Below are 18,464 nucleotides of genomic sequence, written 5' to 3'. Positions count from 1 at the left end.
GAGCGGTCGTTGGCCGGGGACGTGATCAGGTGACTTCGGTGAGGACGTTCTGGAGGGCGCGGACGACGCCGGTGCGCCAGCCGCTCCCCATGCCTCGGAAGGCGTAGGCGTTGACGGGGTCGTCCAGATCGAAGCCCGCGTGTTCGATGAACAGCCGGGTGCCGTCGCCTTCCGGGACGAGCCGCCAGGTGACCGTGGTGTCGAGGCCGCCGCCGCCCCAGGTGATCCGCAGCAGGCGTTCCTCGTCGAGGTCGACGACCTGGCACTGGATCGTCCCGTCGAAGTCGACGTTCGGGATCGGCTTGGTGGCGAACGTGAAGCGGTGCCCGACGACGGGCTTGAAATCGTTCGGCATCAACCAGCGGGCCAGCAACTCAGGCTCGGTGAGCGCCCGCCACACCCTGGTCGGCGGGTGCGGTAGGAACTCCTCCACCTCGATCGACGCGTTTTCACTGCTCATGCCGTGCCGTCCTCCTCGTCCAGCAGTTCACGCAGACTGGCGAGCTTCTCCCGCCAGAACCGTTCGTACGGGGTCAACCACTCCGACAGTTCCCGCAGGGGCGCGGGCTCCAGCCGGTAGATGCGCTGCCGGCCGTGGCGCTGTTCGGTGACGAGCCCCGCGTCCCGCAGCACCTTCAGGTGTTCCGACACGCTCGGGCGGCTCATCGTGAAGTGCGCGGCGAGGTCGTTCACCGGGCGCGGGCCGTCCAGCAGGAGTGCGGTGAGCTCCCGGCGGACGGGGCTGGCCAGCGCGGCGAAGACGTCCACGGTCACCCTCCGGCCAGGCCGTTGCCTGCGGAGAAGGTCTTCGCGGCGTACAGGTCGGGGCCGGGGACGGCCGGCCCCCGCGGGTGTGTGAGGTCCATGTGCTCGACAATAGGTAGGTGTTCTCCTACTTGTCAAGCGTAGGCATATCCCTACGTGTTACTGGATGCGTTTAGCGTGTGGGCGGGGAGGCAGGAGGGTGGGATGCGTGCCGTCAGCTATGACTCTTATGCCTCTGACAACTCGCGACTGGAGGTCGGGGACGTCCCCGACCCGAAGGTCGGCCCCGGCCAGGTGCTGATCGAGGTGCGCGCCGCCGGGGTCAACCCCGTGGACTGGAAGGTCATGGCCGGTGGCCTCGACGGGATGATGGACGCGATGTTCCCCGTCGTCCCCGGCTGGGACGTCGCCGGGGTCGTCCGCGCGCTCGGCCCCGACACACCCGACTTCGCCCCGGGCGACGAGGTCATGTCGTACGCCCGCAAGGACGTCGTCGGCGCCGGGACGTTCGCGCAGTACGTCGCGGTCTCGGCGGACGACGTGGCGCGCAAGCCCCAGTCCCTCGGCTGGACCGAGGCGGGCGGGCTGCCGCTCGCCGGCATGACCGCGCAGCGCGCCCTGGACCGGCTGGAGATCGGCAAGGGCGACGTCCTGCTCGTCCACGCGGCGTCCGGCGGAGTCGGAGGCTTCGCCGTGCAGATCGCACGCGACCGCGGCGCCCGCGTCATCGGCACGGCCTCCGTGAAGAACCACGACTACCTGCGGGAACTCGGCGCCGAACCGGTCGCCTACGGGGAGGGTCTGGCCGAGCGCGTCCGCGACCTGGCGCCCGGCGGGGTGACCGCCGTCGCTGACTTCGTGGGCGGCCAGCTGGACACCACCCTCGCCGTCCTCGCCACCGGCGGCCGGCACGTGTCCGTCGCCGACAACACCGTGGACGAGCACGGCGGCCACTGGATCTGGGTCCGACCGGACGGGGCGAAGCTCGCCGACCTGGCGCGTCTCGTCGACCGTGGCGCGCTCGAGGTCGAGGTGGCCGGCACGTTCGCCCTGGAGGAGACGGGTGCGGCCTTCGACGCCAGCCGAAGCGGCCACACGCGCGGCAAACTCGTCATCACGCCTTGAACATGAGGTAGCCGGGTTCTGGGATTACGGTTGCCGGGCGGCACGGATTCCCCATCGTGCGGAATCCGTGCCGGGCGGCGCGGATTCCGCACGATGGGGAACTGGTCGGCGCCGTTATCCGTCGTACCCCAGAGGTGATGACGATGCCCGGAAACGCCCCCCTGCCAAGCCGCTTCTTCGTTCCAGTCGTCATTTTCGGCGTGTTCATCGCCGCTCAGGCCGTCATATGGACCATTCACCTGGTCCTGGTCGGTGACTGGCTGAGAGCGATCTGCTTCTCCTTGGGGGTACCCGTCGGGGGCGCGCTGAGCTACGCGGGCGCCAAGCGGCTCATGAGGAAATGAGGGACGCCAGCGACGCTCTCCGCCGACTCGTGGAAGACGCGTCGTAGGGTGGGCGCATGTATTCGACGCGAATCTCCCGCCACGTGCGAGCGCAGCCTTCGGTCATCTACCGGGCGCTTCTCGATCCGGACGCCATCGCGAAGTGGCGGGTGCCGGTGGGGATGAGCGCTCACGTGCACGAGTTCGACGGACGCGAGGGCGGCTCGTTCCGCGTTTCGCTCACCTATGACGCGCCGACCGGCGCCGGAAAGTCGGCGCCGCGCACCGACACCTACCACGGCCATTTCGCGAAGCTCGTGCCCGACGAGCAGGTGGTCGAGATCACCGAGTTCGAGACAGCCGATCCCGCCCTCCAGGGCAGCATGACGATGACCACGACGCTCACCGAAGTGGACGGGGGCACCGACGTCCGCATCGTGCACGAGGGCATTCCCGACAGCATCCCCGTCGCGGACAACGAGACCGGCACCCGGATGGCACTGGACAACCTGGCCGAACTGGTCGAGGCTAACGCTGCTGCAAAGCGCGCTGGGCGAGGATAATCGCGCCTTTCACGGCGGCTTGGGCGTTCAGTTCGGACGGCAGCAGGCGGGGTGCGGCGCGGAATTTCAGGCGGTCTGCCAAAAGGCATTGCAGCGGGGTCAGGAGTGCATCGCCGGCCTGGGCCAGGCCGCCGCCGATGACCAGGAGGGACGGGTCCAGGAGGAGGGTCGTCGCCGCCAGGCCGTCCGCGAGGGTGTCCAGGGCGTCCGACCATACCTGTGCCGCCCGATCGTCGCCTTTTCCGGCCCGGGCTATCACTTCTTCCGCTGGGATAGGGGTGCCGTAGCGGCGGGAGATGGCGGCGGCCGAAGCGTAGGTTTCCAGGCAACCCTTGTTGCCGCAGACGCAGTCTTCGCCGTTCGGTCGTACGACGACGTGGCCTATTTCGCCGCTCCAGCCGAGAGCGCCGGGGTAAGGGGCGCCGTTCACGATGAGGGCGGCGGCTATGCCCGTGCCTATGGCCATGAAGACGAAGTCGGCGGTACCGCGACCCGCGCCCAGAATAGCCTCGGCGAGGCCGCCCGTGCGCACGTCGTGGCCTATCGCCACGGGAATGCGAAGGCGTTCATGCGCCAGGTGAAGGATCGGGACGTCTCGCCAGCCCAGGTTCACCGAATGGACGGCGGTGCCCGTCGACTCGTCCACCGTCCCCGGCAGGGCCATGCCGGCGGCCTCGGCGGGGGAGTCGAGCGACGCGGCGCGGGACGAGAGGTGGGCGGCGAAGTCCAGGACGCCGCCCACCGGGTCGATCCGGTCGGTGGGCCATGATTCCGACGCCAGTACCGCCGGACCGTCGACGATGGTCGCCTTCATGGAGGTCCCGCCCACGTCCAGGCCGATCAGGCTCATTTGACCGAGCCCGCCGTGAGGCCGCCGATCAGGTAGCGCTCGATGAAGACGAACAGGATGACGACCGGGACGATCGCGATCAGCGACGCGGCGAAAAGGTACTGCCAGTGCGCCTGGTACTGGGTCACGAACGACGGGATACCGACCGTCAGCGGGTGGCGGTTCGGGGACGCCGTGACCGTCAGGGCCACGATGTACTCGTTCCACGCGGCGATGAACGTGTAGACGATCGCGGTGACGACCCCGGGCATGGAAATGGGGAGGGTGACGCGGGTCAGGGCGCCCAGGCGGCCCGCGCCGTCCAGGAAGGCGGCCTCTTCCAGTTCTTTCGGGATGCTGGAGAAGTAGCCGTGCAGGATCCAGATGCTGAACGGCAGGTTGAAGGCGGCGTTCACCAGGATGAGCGCCAGCAGGGTGTCGGTCAGGTTAAGCGCGACCATTTCCCGGTAGATGCCGATGACCAGGGCGGTCGGTGCGAACATCTGCGTGACCAGGACGAGGAGCAGGAACAGGCCGCGGCCCCGGAAACGGTTTCGGGCGGTGTAGTACGCGGCAGGGAGCGCGCAGGCGAGGGTGACCAGTGTGGCGACGGCCGCGACGATGAGGGAGACCTGCAGATACGTCCAGATGGGGGCGGCCGACCAGACGTCGACGAAGTTCGACCACGTCCAGTGGGACGGCAGGTAGGCGCCCGGTGATCTCGTCAGTTCGCGTTCCGGTTTGAGCGCGGTGAAGAACATCTGCAGGTACGGGACCAGGAACGCCAGCGCGACGAGCCAGGCCACGCCCGCCAGGACGATACGGCGCGTCATCGGATCTCCTCACGCCAGCGGGCGGCCCGCAGGTACAGCAGCACCATCACGAGTATCAGCACGAAGTTGACGACCGCCATCGCACCGGACTCGCCGACGTTCTGGTCGAAGAAGGCGAGTTTGTACATGAACGTGGTGGTCGTGTCGGTCTTGTGGCCGGGGCCGCCGCCGGTCATCGCCCAGATGATCGGGAAGCTGTTGAAAACATTGATCACGTTGATGATCGAGGCGATCAGCACGGCGGGGCGCAGCAGCGGCAGCGTGATGCCGAAATAGGTGCGGAACGGGCCGGCGCCGTCCACCCGGGCGGCCTCGTACACGTCGGAAGGGATCGTCTGCAGCCCGGCGAGGATCACGAACGACGTGAACGGCAGCGACACGAACACCGCGACCCACATCATCCACAGCATCGCCTCCCCCGGGTGGGCCAGCCAGTTCACCGGCTCGTCGATCACGTGCAGGTCGAGCAGCACGCGGTTGACGAGACCGGAGTAGTTGTCCAGCATCCACCTCCAGATCAGCGCCGTCATCAGCACCGATGCCGCCCACGGGACGATCACGGCCCAGCGGACGACGCGGCGGCCGGGGAAGCGGGCGTTCAGCAGCTGGCCGAGCGCGAGGGACAGCACCATCGTGACGATCACAATGCCGCCGACCCACAGCAGCGTCCGCAGCACGACGGGGATCAGGTCGTCCTCGCCGATCAGGTCGGTGTAGTTGCCGCCGCCGCGGTAGCCGAGCGTGACGCCGGACGAGGTGATCTTCTGCAGCGACGTCCGGACCATCTCGATCACCGGCCACAGCACCACGACCGCGATGAGGGCGAGCGACGGGCCGAGCCACAGCAGCGGGGTCAGCGCGCGCCCGAGCCGCCGGACGGGGGAGGGGCGGGGGGCCGGGGAGGTGACGGCCCCCCGCCCCTTGGACGTGAGGTCCTGCACTCAGCCGGCCTTCTCGGCGGTTTCCTGGATCTTGTCCAGGACCTTCTTCGGGTCCTCGTTCGCGACGGAGTTGCCGAGGTTCTGCTTCACCGCGCCGGCGACGGCGGACCAGGCCGGGTTGGAGGTGGGAGCGAACTTGCACGTGGGGAGCGCGTCCACGAACTGCTTCATGTACGGGTCGGCGCTGAGCGCGTCACCGGCCGACTTCGTCACCGGGAGGAAGCCCTCGGTGGTGAGGAACTTGGAGGTGTTCTCCTTCTTGTAGAAGAAGTCGAGGAACTTCTTGACGGCCTCCTTGTTCTTGCCGTCGTCCTTCTTGAACGCGGCGAGGACGTCCATGACGCCGAGCGTGTTGTGCTCGGCTCCGCTCTTGCTCGGCAGCGGCGCGACGTCGAAGTTCAGGTTCTTGTCCACCGGGTCGATGAATCCTGCCTTGGTGAACGGCCCGCCGATCGCCATGCCGACCTTGCCCTGCGCGAACTGGTTGAACACCGTCTTGCGGTCGGTGGTCTCCGGGTTCGGCTGGGTCAGCCCGGACTTGTTGAGGTCCTTGAGGAAGCCCAGCGTGTCGACGTTGGCCTTCTGGTTGATCGCCCATTTCCCGGTGGCGTCGACCCAGCCGCCGCCGTTGTTCATCGCCCACGAGTAGAACTCGGCCTGCGACTCCTCGGGGCCGAGCGGCAGCCCGTACCCGATCGAGCCCGCCTTCTTGATCTTCTGCGCGTCGGCCTTCACCTCGGCCCAGGTGGCGGGCGGTTCGCTGATGCCGGCCTTCTTGAACAGGTCCTTGTTGTAGAAGAGGAGGCGGGCGCTGGAGATGAACGGGAGGCCGTACTGGGTGCCGTTGTACTGCGCCTGCTGGACGAAGGTCGGGGTGAAGTCGCTGAGGGTGGAGGGCGACACGACATCGGACGCCTGGTAGATGAGGCCGTCCCGCGCGAAGTCGGAGAACGCGTTGTAGTTGAGAATGTCGGGGACCTGCTTGGTCTGGACGTAGGTCTTGACCTTGGTGTCCATCTGGCTCCAGTCGACCATCTCCAGGTTGACCTTGTAACCGGAGTTCGCGGCCTCGAAGTCCTTGATCAGAGCGTCCCAGTAGGGCTTGGTGTTGTCGTCGTAAATCGCGGCGACGAACTTGATGGTCTTGCCGTCGGAGTCCCCGCCGGATGAGCTGCCCTTGCCGCAGCCGCTGACGCCGAGTGCCACGGTCAGGCCCGCGGCGACGACTCCCATGAGGTGCCGTTTCATCTGTCCCCGCCTCTCCGGGTTTCGCGCGTGCAAAATAGTGCTCGGTGGCAATGTCCAGCGAGCACAATCGCGCGTGGTGGGGACGAAGATAAACACCGGTCCGTACCAGTTCAAGAGGCGTATTGAGCACGAGTCATAACCGTGACCCGGCGCCGGGGGGCCGCCGCCGTGGTCCGGTGGCCACGCTGGGCTGGTCTGGTCGGCCCGACGGCAACGTCCGGCCGTTCGCTCTGAGCGGACCGCCCCGCATTCTGACGCGGTCCTCGCCACCGGACTCCCCGTCCGCTGGCCTGCGTCCTGTTTTGCCCGCTCTTGACCGGGTAACCCGGCGCCGTATCCGACTGGACACGAGGTGAACAGAACATGAAACTCCGGACCGGCACGGCCGCCGGCGCGGCCCTCGGCACGGCCGCGGGCGCCGGCGGCGTCGTGGCCGCACTGTCGGCCCGGCGCCTCGGCCGCCGCGTCCTGGATCGCATCGAACGGCGGCTGGAGCGCGAGACCCGCCGCCTGGTCGCGAAGGCCGAGCAGGCGGGCCCGCTCGGGAAGGCCGCACTGGCCGGGATCAAGGCGCTGCGGGACGGCAAGTCCCCGTTCCGCGCGCTGCTGAGCTTCGGCTGGACGGCCCTGAAGGAGACGCTCGCCCGCATCTTCGGGCGTGGACGGAGGGGGAGGACGACCAACATCGTCGAACAGATCGACGTGGGTGCGCCGCGCCGCCTCGTCTACGACCAGTGGACGCGGTTCCAGGACTACCCGTCCTTCATGAAGAAGGTCATCAGCGTCGACCAGACGTCCGAGGAGAAGCTGAGCTGGAAGGCGAAGATCTTCTGGTCCAGCCGGACATGGGAGTCGACGATCACCGAGCAGGTCCCCGACGAGCACATCGTGTGGCGCTCCAAGGGGCCGAAGGGCCACGTGGACGGGGCCGTCAGCTTCCACGAGCTGGCCCCGAACCTGACCCGCGTCCTGCTCGTCCTGGAGTACCACCCCGCCGGTCTCTTCGAGCGGACCGGCAACCTGTGGCGCGCGCAGGGCCGCAGGGCCCGTCTCGAACTCAAGCACTTCCGCCGTCACGTGATGACGCGGGCGCTCGTCCGGCCCGACGAGGTCGAAGGCTGGCGCGGCGAGATCCGCGGCGGCGAGATCGTCACAACCCCCAAGTGAGGTAGGCACACCATGGCACGAGGAAGCCTGATGGGCCGGGCGCCCATCGGACAGATAACAAAGCGTCTCCCTGGCGGGCGCCGCAGCCGCGTCCCCGACCTCGGCAGGCTCTCCAAGAACCTCCCGAAGGGCCTGCCGGGCGGGCGGGCCGTCGGCACGGCGGGCGGCGTCCTGCTCGGTGCGGGCGCGGCCGTCGCGGCGAGCCGGGCGCTCACCAAGCGCGGCGGCGAGCAGAACGAGCAGAACGAGCAGAACGAGCAGAACGAGCAGAACCAGCAGAACGAGCGGAACGCGCAGGACGAGCAGAAGCAGCAGAACGCGTCCGGCACGGAGGAGAAGGCGCAGTCGAAGGCCCCCGCGAAGGGAGAGACGATGAAGCAGGACGAGCAGGCCGACGAGAAGAGCGACGGCAAGGGCGTGCTCGGGCGGCTCAAGGACACCGTCGGCGGCGTCCTCCCCGGCGGCAAGGGCAAGGACGGCGGCAAGGGCGGCAAGGGCGGCGGCGGCAAGAAGGTGAAGGTCACCAACATCGTCGAGCACATCGACGTGGGTGCGCCGCGCCGCCTCGTCTACGACCAGTGGACGCAGTTCCAGGACTACCCGTCCTTCATGAAGAAGGTCATCAGCGTCGACCAGGCCGACGAGACCAAGCTGAACTGGAAGGCGAAGATCTTCTGGTCCGCGCGGACGTGGGAGTCCACGATCGTCGAGCAGGTCCCGGACGAGCACGTCGTGTGGCGCTCGAAGGGCCCGAAGGGCCACGTGGACGGGACGGTCAGCTTCCATGAGCTGTCCCCGAACCTGACCCGCGTCCTGGTCGTCCTCGAATACCACCCGCAGGGCTTCATGGAGCGCACCGGAAACCTGTGGCGCGCGCAGGGCCGCCGGGCGCGCCTCGAACTCAAGCACTTCCGGCGCTACGTGATGACGCAGTCGCTCACCCGCGCCGACGAGATCGAGGGCTGGCGCGGCGAGATCCGCGACAGCGAGGTCGTCCGGACGCACGAGGAGGCCATGGAGGACGAGGAGAAGTCCGGCAAGACTGAGAACTCCGGCAAGACTGAGAAGTCCGAGAAGGCGGAGAGCTCGGACAAGACGGAGAACTCCAAGTCGTCCGGCACCTCCGCCAAGAACAGCAAGAGCACCAGGACGACGGCCTCCAAGAACGCCAAGGAGCGCGAGGAAGAGTACGAGGAGGTCTGACTCCCGTGCGGCCGCGGCTCAGCGGATGAGGCGGGCCAGCTCGACGCGCGACCGGATCCCGAGCCGGGTGAAGACGTTGCGGAGATGATGGTCGATCGTCCGCGGGCTGAGCAGCAGGCGCGCCGCGATCTCCCGGTTGGTGGCGCCCTCGGCGACCATCCGGGCGATGTGCGCCTGCTGCGCGGTGAGCTCGCCGAAACCGTCCGCCCCGCGTGCCGCCGCGGCGCCGGGGCCCCGCGCGGCGCCCGTCCCCACTCCCCGCTCGGGGGCGGGCGGCGGCGCGAGCGGGGGCGGCGGCGCGACGGTCTCACCGGCGGCGCGCAGTTCCGCGCGGGCCTGCGCGCTCCACGGCACGGCGCCGTAGCGCTCGAAGATCCGCAGCGCGGCGCGCAGGTGCTCGCGGGCGGCGCGGGGCCGGCGGCCGCGCCGCAGGCGGTGCCCGAACAGCAGTTCCGTGCGGGCGAGGTCGAACACGGCGCCGGCCGCCTCGTGCAGCCGGAGCGCCTCGGTGAAGTGCTCCTCCGCGTCGGCGTCGCAACCGGCGAGGAGGGCGCGGCAGCGGCGGCTGAGCGCGTCCCGCCCGGGGGCCGGGCCCGTCCCGGACGCCGCGGAGGCCGCGCCGATCCCGTCGGTCCAGCCGCGGAATCGCGCGTAGGCGTCGGCGGCCCGGTCGTGGTCGCCGGCCCGCACCAGCGCTTCGACCAGGTGCGGGACGGCGAACAGCCGCGCCGGGAGATGGGCGAGCCCGCAGCCGCCGGGCAGCCGCAGCCGCGCGGCGGCGTCGGCGGGACGGTCCGCGGCGAGGTCCAGGCAGGCGGGCGCCCACGAGCCGAACGCGGCGGCCCGGGTGAGGCCGCGCCGGTCGGCGGCGCCGGTGAGCGGCTCCAGGTGCGCCGCCGCGGCGTCGGCGTCGCCGTTGAACGCGGCGGTGAGCGCGAGCGTGGCGAGCTGCTCGGCGGCGTGGCCGTGCAGCCGGGTCGCGCGGGCGAGGCGGAGCCCGTCGTGGCAGGCGGCGATGGGCGCGGGCGGATGCCCGAGGAGCGCCTCGCACCGTCCGGCGACCAGCAGCGCGTACGACTCGATGGGCGCGTTGCCGAGCCGCCGCGCGGACGCGACCGCCTCGGCCGCGAGGGCGCGGGTGCGCGGCCCGTCGCCGAGCGCGAACGCGGCGAGCGCCGCCCACACCCGGGCGGCCGGGTCGGCGACGTCCGCGCCGAGCCGGACGGCGGTGCCGAGCCGGTGCGCCGCCTCCCGGTGCCGTCCGCGGACCATGGCCGCCATGCCGCCGAGGTGGGCGAGCATCAGCCGGCGGCGCGCGCCCCCGGCGGGCGGCAGGGACGCGGCCCGGTCGGCGATCTCCAGGTAGCCGTGGGTGTCGCCGGACGCGTCGGCGGCCTCGGAGGCCCACATGAGCGCGTCCAGCGCCGCGTCCGCGTCGGACCCGGCGAGCCGTTCGGCGGCGTCCCGCAGCACGGGGACCGCCGTGGCCGGGGACCCCGCCGCCACCTCGATCTGGCCGCGCAGCAGGGCGGCGCGGGCGGCGGCCGTCCCGTCGCAGGTCGGGGGGCGGACCTGCCGCAGCATGGCGCGCGCCCGCCGGGACCGGCCGCCCGCCCAGGCGTCCCCGGCCGCGGCCAGGTACCGGTCGGTCCGGACGCCGTGGTCGACGGTGAGCGTCGCGGCGCGCTGCCAGACCCGCCACGAGTCGGCGTACCGGCCCGCCCGCTGGGACGCCGCCGCCGCGCCCGCCAGCTCGGCGGCGAGCCGGTCATCGGGTTCGCCGGCGACGGCGGCGAGATGCCAGAGCCGCCGGGGCCGCTGCCAATCCTGGACGAGGACGTCGGCGAGCAGAGCGTGCGCGTCCTGCCGTTCCTCGCGTGTCGCGTCCGCCCACAGCGAGGACCGGACGAGCTGGTCGCGCACCGCGACGCCGTCCCCCTCGAACCGCAGCAGCCCGGACTCGCGGGCCGCGTCGAGGTCGGCCGCGCCGATGCCGTCCACCCGGGCGGCCCGCGCCATGGTCGCGGCGCCGAGCCATTCCTCGGCCACCGCCATCAGGACGAGCCGCCGCGCGCCGGCCGGAAGCCGCAGGCGGCGGCGGTGGCAGAGGGCGCGCAGCGAGCTGCCGGGAGGGAGCGCGCGCGGCGGCGGCGCCGCTCCGGACAGCTGCCCGGACGTCAGCGCGGCGGCGAGCTGCCGGATCGCGAGGGGCCGCCCGCACGCCAGGTCGACGATCTCCTCGGTGAGGTCGCCGTCCCCGCCGCCGGCCAGGCCGCCGGCGGCGTCCAGCGCGTCCCGCAGCACCCGCCGGCTCGCCTCCTCGCCGAGCGGCCCGAGCCGCAGCCGCGCGATCCCCGCGAGCCCGCCGGGGTCCGCGTCCTCCCGGTCGTCGCGCGTGGCGAACAGCACCGCGACCGGCTCGCCCTGGACGCGGCGCGCCGCGAACGCCAGCGCCTCCAGCGAGCCGCGGTCGAGCCACTGGACGTCGTCCGCCCAGCACAGCACGGGTCCGTTGCGCGCGGCGAGGCTCAGCAACTCGCACACCGCCGTGGAGAGGACGAACCGCTCGGCGCTCGGCGCCCCTTCCATGATCGTGCCGAGTGCGTCGCGGTGCGCGGGCGGCAGTTGCGCGGTCTCGGCGGCGAGGGGCCGCAGCAGCCGGTGCAGCCCCGCGTACGGGACGCCGGTCTCGCCGGGGACGCCGGTGGTGCCGATCGTCCGGAAGGCGGGCCCGGCCGCGCGGACGGCGGCCTCCAGCAGCGCCGTCCGGCCGACGCCGGCGTCCCCGGCGACGGTCAGCGCGCCGCCGTGCCCGCCGCGGGCCCGGTCGAGCATCACCTCGATGGCCCGTAGCTCGCGTCGGCGTCCGTGCAGGGGCATGGGGTGGGTCATGCCGGTCCCTCCTCAGCGGGGAACTGACCTCGGCCTGGCGCCGTAGGGGGCTCCTCTATTGGACGGGGTCTCAAAAGCGAAGGGGTCCATAGGTGAGCACGAGCACCCGCCGGCGGTCCAGAGGGGCCTCCCGTTTCGTGGCCACGGCGCAATCCGGACCGGCCGTGATTGTGAGCCCGCACAGTCTGGCCGCCGCGACATGGCCCGTACGTGCCCTTGATGGCACGATGAGGCCCCCGCGTTGTGCTGGAGGTGCCCCCGATGACGGGAGGACGACCCGACCTGGCAGGCCAGGTGGACGCCGACCGGACGATCATGCGCAAGGCGGTGCTGCGGCTCTCGGACCGGCTGCCCGACCTCGCCGACCGCCTCACCGCGGAGATCCTGTCCGGCGACGACAGCGGCCGCGACGACGCGTTCCGCCACGACGTGTGGGAGATGTGCCACACGGGTCTCGGGCACGGCTTCGAGACGATCCTCGACCCGCGCCGCGGCCGCGCCGACCTCGACTGGGCGCGCCGGCTCGGGCAGCGCCGGGCGCACCAGGGGCAGCCGCTCGACCAGCTGCTGCGCTCCTACCGGCTCGCCGGACGGGTGTTCTGGGAGGCGGTCGTCGAGGTCGTGGGCCGGCACGACCCGGAGAACGTCCCGGCGCTGATCCGGCAGGCGACCCGCACCTGGGACACGATCGACCAGCAGTCCGGCGCCGCCGCGGCCGCCTACCACCGCACCGAGCTGGCGCTGGCGCGCCGCTCCGAGGAGCGCGTCCAGGCGATCGTGGACGCGCTGCTGGACGGGCAGGGCGCCGACGGCGGGCTGCTCGCGACGGCCACGTCCGTCCTCGGCCTGCCGGTGACCGGGCGGTACGCCGTCGTCATGCTGGGCGCAGAGTGCGGGTTCGGGGACGGCGTGGACCGGCGTCCCGGCGACACCGGCGGCATGCGGTTCATCTGGCGGCTGCGCACCGACGCCCAGGTGGCGCTCGTCGCGCTCGGCGGCGCCGAACTCGACGACCTGGTCGCCGCCGTCCGCCCCTACGCGCGCTCGCACGCCGGGGTCAGCCCGGTCGTCGGCTCGCTCGCCGAGCTGGGCGGCGCCCGCTGGTTCGCCGAGCTGGCGCTGCGGACGTGCCGCGGCCCCGGCAACCAGATCGCCCGGCTGGACCGGCGGCTCCCCGACGCGCTCGTCCTGTCCCAGCCGCGCCTCGCCGGACGGCTCGGCCATGTCGCGCTCGGCGGCCTCGGCGACGTCGACCCGGGGTTCCGCGACGTCCTGCTGACGACGCTGGAGACGTGGCTGGCGTGCGACGGCTCCGCGGCCCGCGCGGCGGACCGGCTGTTCTGCCACCGCAACACCGTCCTCAACCGGCTCCGCAAGATCGAGCAGCTGACCGGGCGGACGCTCACCCGCCCCGGCGACCTCGTCGAGCTGGCCCTCGCGCTGAGCGCGCTGCGGCTGCACGGCCCGGAGCACGGCGCCGGAGGGCCGCCCGTGCTGGGAGGCAGCGGGCGGCCCGGTCGGTGAGGGGGCTAGGAGTTCGGGCAGGTGTCCCGGTACTCGGAGATGTTCAGGTCCCGGCTCGGGGCGGGGCACAGGAACTGGTCGTAGCGGGTGTCGTTGTCGATGTACCGCTTGAGCCAGGAGATGCTGTACTTCGCGATCGTCGTGTTCGCGATGTTCGGCGCGAAGTGGCTGGCGCCGGCCAGCTCCAGGTACGCCTTCTCCGACGCCGCCGGGATGCTCGTGTAGAACGGCTGGGAGTGCGTGGCGACCGGCGCGACCGTGTCCGCCTGCGCCCCGATGATCATGGTGGGGACGGTCACGCCCGAGAAGTTCTTCTGCAGGTCCCACGGGGTCAGCGGGATCGCGGCCTGCAGTTGCGGGCGGTCCTGCGCGGCCTCCAGCGTGCCGCCGCCGCCCATCGAGTGGCCCATCACGCCGAGCCGGGCCGTGTCGATCCGGGTCCGGACGCTGCTGCGCTGCGTGAGGTAGTCGAGCGCGGCCTCCAGTTGCCGGGCCCGGCTGTCGGGCTGGTCCAGCCGGGTGTTGGTGTCGATCGTGAAGATCACGAAGCCCTGCGAGGCGAGCCGCGGGCCGAGCCAGGCCATGCTGCTCTGGTCGGCGGTGAAGCCGGGCGCGACCGCGACCGCGCCGAACGTCCCCTCGGCGGTGCTGGTCGGGTAGTAGATCGTCCCGCCGCCGAAGCCGGTGACGCTCAGCGACGACACGCTCGTCTCGGACGTCGCGAACGGGCCGCGCAGCGCCTCGATGCTCTGCTCGGTCGGGGCGGGGCCCCGCTCGTAGGGGTTGTCGGCCGCCCGCGCGGCGGCCTGCGGGACGGCGAGCGCGCCGGCGGTCAGCGCCGCGGCGAGCAGCGTTTTCGCGGCGTTTCCGGGGATGAGGTGCACGTCGTTTCGCTCCTGTTCGGGGGGAGGAGCCGGGAGCCGGCTCCCGGAACGGGGCGGAGCCGGCGGGCCGGCCCCTGGATGCGCACATTCTCGGCACGCGGCCGGTCCCCGGACATCGGTGAAATCGCCGGTCATCCCGGGGCGACGGCCCTGACCAGGGGGCGGGGCGCGCGGCGCGCGGACCGTAGGATCGGGTCTCGCGAACGTCCCAGCCCGGGGGTTCCAGCCGAGCGGAGCAGGCCCGATACATGACGAATGCCGATCAGCAGGAGACGCCGCTGGAGGCAGTCCGCGCACTGCGGGCCGACTTCGGGATCGACGCCCCGCGCATCGACCAGGTCGGCCGCCTGCTGGCCGGCGGGGAGTTCCGGACGATCGAGGAGGTCGTCTCCCTGACCGGAACCTCGCGGCGGACGGTCGAGGCGGTCTTCCGAGCCCTGGAGACCGACCTCGAATCGTCCGGAGACGCGAAACGCGTCACGGCACGAAAGGCCGCCGAATACAGCGGTGTCTTCGGCGAGCGGGAGCCGTTCGGCGTCCGGGACCCGTGGACGGAGTCGGCGCGCCGCGCCCCGGCGGCGATCGCCGCGATGGCCGGGCTGATCGAGGCGGCGCCGCCGCCGGTGCAGGCGCTCGACCACGTGCCCGCCACTGCCGAGACCGTGGTCAAGCGGGCCCGGTTCATGCTCGACGGCTTCGACCTGACCGGCGCGCACGTGCTGTTCGTCGGCGACCACGACCTGACCTCGCTCGGCCTTTTCCTCGCCGGAGGCGCCCCCGGCCTGCGGGCGAGCGTCGTGGACGTCGACGAGCGGCTGCTGGAGTTCGTCGACGCCGAGGCGGCGCGGCGCGGCTGGGACGTGCGCTGCCACTTCGCCGACCTGCGGCTCGGGCTGCCCGCCGCGCTGCGGGAGTCCTGCGAGCTGGTGTTCACCGACCCGCCGTACACGCCGGAGGGCGTCCGGCTCTTCGTCGCCCGCGGCCTGCAAGGGCTGCGCGACCATCGCAACGGCCGCGTCCTGCTGGCCTACGGGTTCGGTGAGCGGCAGCCGGCGCTCGGGCTCGCCGTCCAGAAGGCGCTCAACCCGCTCCATCTCGCCTACGAGGCGATGCTCCCGGCGTTCAACCGGTACGTGGGCGCGCAGGCCGTCGGCAGCGCGGCGGCGCTGTACGTCCTGCGCCCCACGCGGCGCACGGCCGGTGCGGCCAGGGCCGTCGCGGACGATCCCCAGACGGCCGTTTACACACACGGCGTCCAATCGGTGGAGACGGCCGGCGGCCTGGACGCCGGGGCCGCGGCCCGGATCCTCGAACTCGGCGCGCCCGCCGGGGACAAGACGCTGCTCGTCGGCGACGACTGGCCTGCGGACGCCCCCGGCCGCCGGATCGCGCTGCCCGCCTACCTGAGCGCGCCGCTGCCCCGCAACCTGCAAGACCACGGCACGGCGCTGGTCAACCTGTACCCGGGCTTCGGTTCGTCGGCCGTGCGGGCACTGCTCGCTGCGAATGCGCCCCGCGTCGGCCTCGTCTGCCGCAACGACCTTCCCTTTCTCAGGGACGCCGAGGGGCAGCGGGAATTCGCCCGTCGCATCGGGCCCAAGTACCGGATCGCCAAGCTGCTTCGCGGTACCCCCGGCCCCGGCATGGCTCTGGTCCTCGCCGAGAAGGCCGAGCCCGGCGGGGACGCCGACCGCGTCCTCGGATACATGTACGCGCGTGCCCACGGCAAACTCGGCAACGCCTGGCGTGAAGGGCTCATCGCGCTGCGAAAGGCCGTCGGCCAGACCCTCACCAAGGCCGAAAGCCGCAGCATCATCGCGGCGTCCGCCAGCCGTCCCGAATTGCTGGAACGCTCGCTGATGGAGATCCCCCTGCACTTGTTCGCCGTCATCGAGCGCGACGTCCAGCGCTCGGTCGAGTCCCGGAAGTGAAAGCGGTTGGCTGACGCGGTGCCGGGCCCTCGGGCCGCGCGAATCGTCGTGGGCCTGGTGATGGCCTCGTTCGCCGGCGTGTACGTGCTGGCGGCGCCATCGAGGACCGAGGGCGCCGCGCGCATCGCCGCCGCGGTCGCGCTGGCGGCGGCGGTCCTGGCGGCGCAGCTCGTCTGGGTCGTCCCGCGCCTGGAGAGGTGGCGCGGCTACCGGATCGTCCTCGCGCAGGGGGCCGCCGCGTACGCGGCCGTGCTGGCCTTCGGGACGTCGGTGGGGATCCTCGGGTTCGTCGCCGGGTCGCTGCTGCTGGCCGGGGCCTGGCCGGTCGCCGCCGGGGTCGTCGGGAGCGCCGCGCTCATCGACGCCCTCCGGGACGGGACGAGCGCCGACGTCACCATCACCTGCCTGCTCATCGGCCTGGTGGTGTACGGGCTGGTGCGGCTCGCGGACCGGGTGGAGGACGCGGCGGCGGCCCGGCTGCCGCTCACCCTGGCGGCGGCCGGGCGGGAGCGGCTGCGGATCGCGGCGGAGCTGAACCGGGGCCTCGGCGACGGCCTCGCCGCGATCTCGGCGGGCAGCAGGCGCGCGGTCGGGCGGCCCGCGGAGATCGGTGACGTGCTGGCGGTGGCCCGCAGATCGCTGAACGACGCGCGGGCCGCGGCGGCGGACTTCCGGAGCATGTCGCTGGCGCCGGAGGTGACCGCGGCTCGGGCGCTGCTCGGGGCGGCGGGCGTCGAGTCCGCGGTGCTCGGCGGGCACCGGGAGCCGCTCGGTCCGGCCGGGGCGCTGCTGGCGACGGTGCTGCGGGAGGCGGTCACGGACGTGGTCCGCGCGGGGACGGCGCGCGTCTGCGTGATCGAGACGTCCGAGAGCGACGGCCTGGTCAGGCTGCGGGTGGTCAACGACGGGGTCCGCACGGCCGAGCGGGGCGCGGACGGGCTCGCGGAGGCGGCGGAGCGCGTCCGTGCCGCGGGCGGCGCGTTCGCCACGGGCCTCGGGGACGACGGCCGGTTCGTGGTGGAGGCGTGCGTCGCGGCCGGCGACCGCGCGGTGAGCCTTCCCGACCGGACGGCGTACCGGCTCTCGCTGGCCCTGCTGGCGGCGGTGCTGGCCGGTTTCTCCGTCAAGGGCCTCCTGCCGGTCCCGTGGGGCCCGCGGTGGGCGGCCGCCGCGGCGGTGCTGCTGCTCGTCTCGGTGGTGCAGCTGATCTGGGCCAGGGGAGGGCGTCCACGCTGGTGGCCGCCTGTCCTGGCCGTGCTGAGCTTCGCGCCCGTCCCCGTGTTCGGGACGGCGTGGCTCGGGCTCGCCGGGTTCCTCGCCGGGACGTTCCTCGTCGGGCTGCCGGTACGGGCCGCGGTTCCGCTGGTCGCGGCGTCCATGGCCGGAGTCGGGGGAGGGGCGGTGCTGCTCGGCCTCGGTCCGGCGGCCGTCGTCAACTACGTGGTCAGCACGCTGGTGACGGGCCTGGTCGTGTACGGGCTCGTCCGGCTGGCGAGGCTGGTGCGGGATCTGCAGGCCGCCGGGGAGGAGCTGGCCAGGGCGGCGACCGTCCAGGAGCGGCTGCGGGCGGCACGGGACCTGCACGACCTGCTCGGGCACAGCCTGGCGGCGATCCTGCTCAAGTGCGAGCTGGCGAGGCGGCTGGCCGACGTGGACGCCGGACGGGCCGGGAAGGAACTGGCCGAGGTCGTCGAGATGGCGGACCAGGCCCGCGCGGACCTGCGCACCGCGACCGGCGGCGACGCCGAACTGTCCCTGGACGGGGAGGTGGCGTCGGCGCGGTCCGTGCTCACGGCGGCGGGCGTCGACGTCGAGACCGAACTGGGGCACCCGGCCCTGGAGGGCCCCGTCTCGGCGGTGCTCGGCACGGTGCTGCGGGAGGCCGTGACCAACGTGCTGCGCCACAGCACCGCCACGCGCTGCCGCATCGTGACCGGGCTGGACGGTGCCGCCGTCCACCTGATCGTGGAGAACGACGGGCTGGACCCGGACGCGTCCCGGACCGCTCCGGGCGCGGGCATCGGGAACCTGACCACGCGGCTGGCCGCGTCCAGCGGGACGCTCAGCGCACGCCCCGACGGGGCGGGCCGCTTCCGCCTGGAGGCCAGGATCGGCTAGTGCGGTGTCCACGAACGTCGACCGGGTCGCCTACCTCGTTGACTTGCGGCGTGTCGTTGCCTCCGACGCGGCGATGTCAAGCGGCTGTTGCAACGAGGTACTCGTTGAGTGTTTGGGC

Annotated in this window: 16 protein-coding genes; 8 read left to right on the top strand and 8 right to left on the bottom strand. The window is 72.4% G+C overall.

The window, feature by feature from the left end:
* Positions 1 to 25: 25 nt before the first annotated feature.
* Together SM418_RS19395 and SM418_RS19390 are read right to left on the bottom strand one after the other, a co-directional pair.
* On the bottom strand, positions 26 to 460 hold the full coding sequence (locus tag SM418_RS19395) for an SRPBCC family protein (protein WP_371942633.1): 435 nt from the start codon (positions 458 to 460) through the stop codon (positions 26 to 28).
* Positions 457 to 768, bottom strand: a complete 312-nt coding sequence (locus tag SM418_RS19390) for an ArsR/SmtB family transcription factor (protein WP_371942634.1) — start codon at positions 766 to 768, stop codon at positions 457 to 459. The genes SM418_RS19395 and SM418_RS19390 overlap by 4 nt, the downstream gene beginning before the upstream one ends.
* A 201-nt stretch (positions 769 to 969) precedes the next feature.
* On the opposite strand from SM418_RS19390, the gene SM418_RS19385 reads away from it, so the two are divergent.
* The 3 genes from SM418_RS19385 (at position 970) to SM418_RS19375 (ending at position 2,776) form a co-directional block, all read left to right on the top strand.
* Positions 970 to 1,890, top strand: coding sequence for an NADP-dependent oxidoreductase (locus SM418_RS19385; RefSeq protein WP_371942635.1), 921 nt, complete (start codon positions 970 to 972; stop codon positions 1,888 to 1,890).
* A gap of 137 nt (positions 1,891 to 2,027) precedes the next feature.
* Positions 2,028 to 2,234 (top strand): hypothetical protein, encoded by a 207-nt coding sequence (locus tag SM418_RS19380; RefSeq protein ID WP_371966083.1) that lies wholly within the window; start codon positions 2,028 to 2,030, stop codon positions 2,232 to 2,234.
* Between the two features lie 56 nt (positions 2,235 to 2,290).
* Positions 2,291 to 2,776, top strand: a complete 486-nt coding sequence (locus SM418_RS19375) for an SRPBCC family protein (protein ID WP_371942637.1) — start codon at positions 2,291 to 2,293, stop codon at positions 2,774 to 2,776.
* Here SM418_RS19375 and SM418_RS19370 read toward each other — a convergent pair.
* Genes SM418_RS19370 through SM418_RS19355 form a run of 4 tightly spaced genes read right to left on the bottom strand, consistent with a single transcriptional unit; the run spans position 2,742 to position 6,627 of the window.
* Entirely contained in the window at positions 2,742 to 3,626 is an 885-nt protein-coding gene (locus SM418_RS19370; RefSeq protein WP_371942638.1) for an ROK family protein, read from the bottom strand. The two genes, SM418_RS19375 and SM418_RS19370, sit on opposite strands and share 35 nt — an antisense overlap.
* On the bottom strand, positions 3,623 to 4,438 hold the full coding sequence (locus SM418_RS19365; RefSeq protein ID WP_371942639.1) for a carbohydrate ABC transporter permease: 816 nt from the start codon (positions 4,436 to 4,438) through the stop codon (positions 3,623 to 3,625). Before SM418_RS19365 ends, SM418_RS19370 begins: the two co-directional genes overlap by 4 nt.
* Positions 4,435 to 5,379, bottom strand: a complete 945-nt coding sequence (locus SM418_RS19360) for a carbohydrate ABC transporter permease (protein WP_371942640.1) — start codon at positions 5,377 to 5,379, stop codon at positions 4,435 to 4,437. Before SM418_RS19360 ends, SM418_RS19365 begins: the two co-directional genes overlap by 4 nt.
* A complete protein-coding gene (locus SM418_RS19355; RefSeq protein WP_371942641.1) occupies positions 5,380 to 6,627 on the bottom strand; it encodes an extracellular solute-binding protein in 1,248 nt (415 codons plus the stop codon).
* A 363-nt stretch (positions 6,628 to 6,990) separates the two neighbouring features.
* Between SM418_RS19355 and SM418_RS19350 the strand changes: the two genes are divergently transcribed.
* Together SM418_RS19350 and SM418_RS19345 are read left to right on the top strand one after the other, a co-directional pair.
* Positions 6,991 to 7,794, top strand: coding sequence for an SRPBCC family protein (locus SM418_RS19350; RefSeq protein WP_371942642.1), 804 nt, complete (start codon positions 6,991 to 6,993; stop codon positions 7,792 to 7,794).
* A gap of 12 nt (positions 7,795 to 7,806) precedes the next feature.
* Positions 7,807 to 8,997, top strand: coding sequence for an SRPBCC family protein (locus SM418_RS19345; protein WP_371942643.1), 1,191 nt, complete (start codon positions 7,807 to 7,809; stop codon positions 8,995 to 8,997).
* 18 nt (positions 8,998 to 9,015) lie between these two features.
* On the opposite strand, the gene SM418_RS19340 is transcribed toward SM418_RS19345, so the two are convergent.
* Positions 9,016 to 11,889 (bottom strand): helix-turn-helix transcriptional regulator, encoded by a 2,874-nt coding sequence (locus SM418_RS19340; RefSeq protein WP_371942644.1) that lies wholly within the window; start codon positions 11,887 to 11,889, stop codon positions 9,016 to 9,018.
* 261 nt (positions 11,890 to 12,150) lie between these two features.
* Between SM418_RS19340 and SM418_RS19335 the strand changes: the two genes are divergently transcribed.
* On the top strand, positions 12,151 to 13,413 hold the full coding sequence (locus SM418_RS19335; RefSeq protein WP_371942645.1) for a PucR family transcriptional regulator: 1,263 nt from the start codon (positions 12,151 to 12,153) through the stop codon (positions 13,411 to 13,413).
* Between the two features lie 5 nt (positions 13,414 to 13,418).
* Here SM418_RS19335 and bdeA read toward each other — a convergent pair whose 3' ends face one another.
* Positions 13,419 to 14,288 (bottom strand): bis(hydroxyethyl) terephthalate hydrolase, encoded by an 870-nt coding sequence (gene bdeA / locus SM418_RS19330; protein ID WP_443098383.1) that lies wholly within the window; start codon positions 14,286 to 14,288, stop codon positions 13,419 to 13,421.
* 257 nt (positions 14,289 to 14,545) lie between these two features.
* Between bdeA and SM418_RS19325 the strand changes: the two genes are divergently transcribed.
* Both SM418_RS19325 and SM418_RS19320 read left to right on the top strand, forming a co-directional pair.
* Entirely contained in the window at positions 14,546 to 16,228 is a 1,683-nt protein-coding gene (locus SM418_RS19325; RefSeq protein ID WP_371942647.1) for a bis-aminopropyl spermidine synthase family protein, read from the top strand.
* Positions 16,229 to 16,234: 6 nt separating this feature from the next.
* Positions 16,235 to 18,346, top strand: coding sequence for a sensor histidine kinase (locus tag SM418_RS19320; RefSeq protein ID WP_371966082.1), 2,112 nt, complete (start codon positions 16,235 to 16,237; stop codon positions 18,344 to 18,346).
* Positions 18,347 to 18,464: the final 118 nt, after the last annotated feature.

The organism is Actinomadura chokoriensis (genome assembly GCF_041463665.1).
Lineage (GTDB): Bacteria > Actinomycetota > Actinomycetes > Streptosporangiales > Streptosporangiaceae > Spirillospora > Spirillospora chokoriensis_A.
Note: the sequence above shows the minus strand (reverse complement) of the source record. Positions and strands in the feature narration are given on the sequence as shown.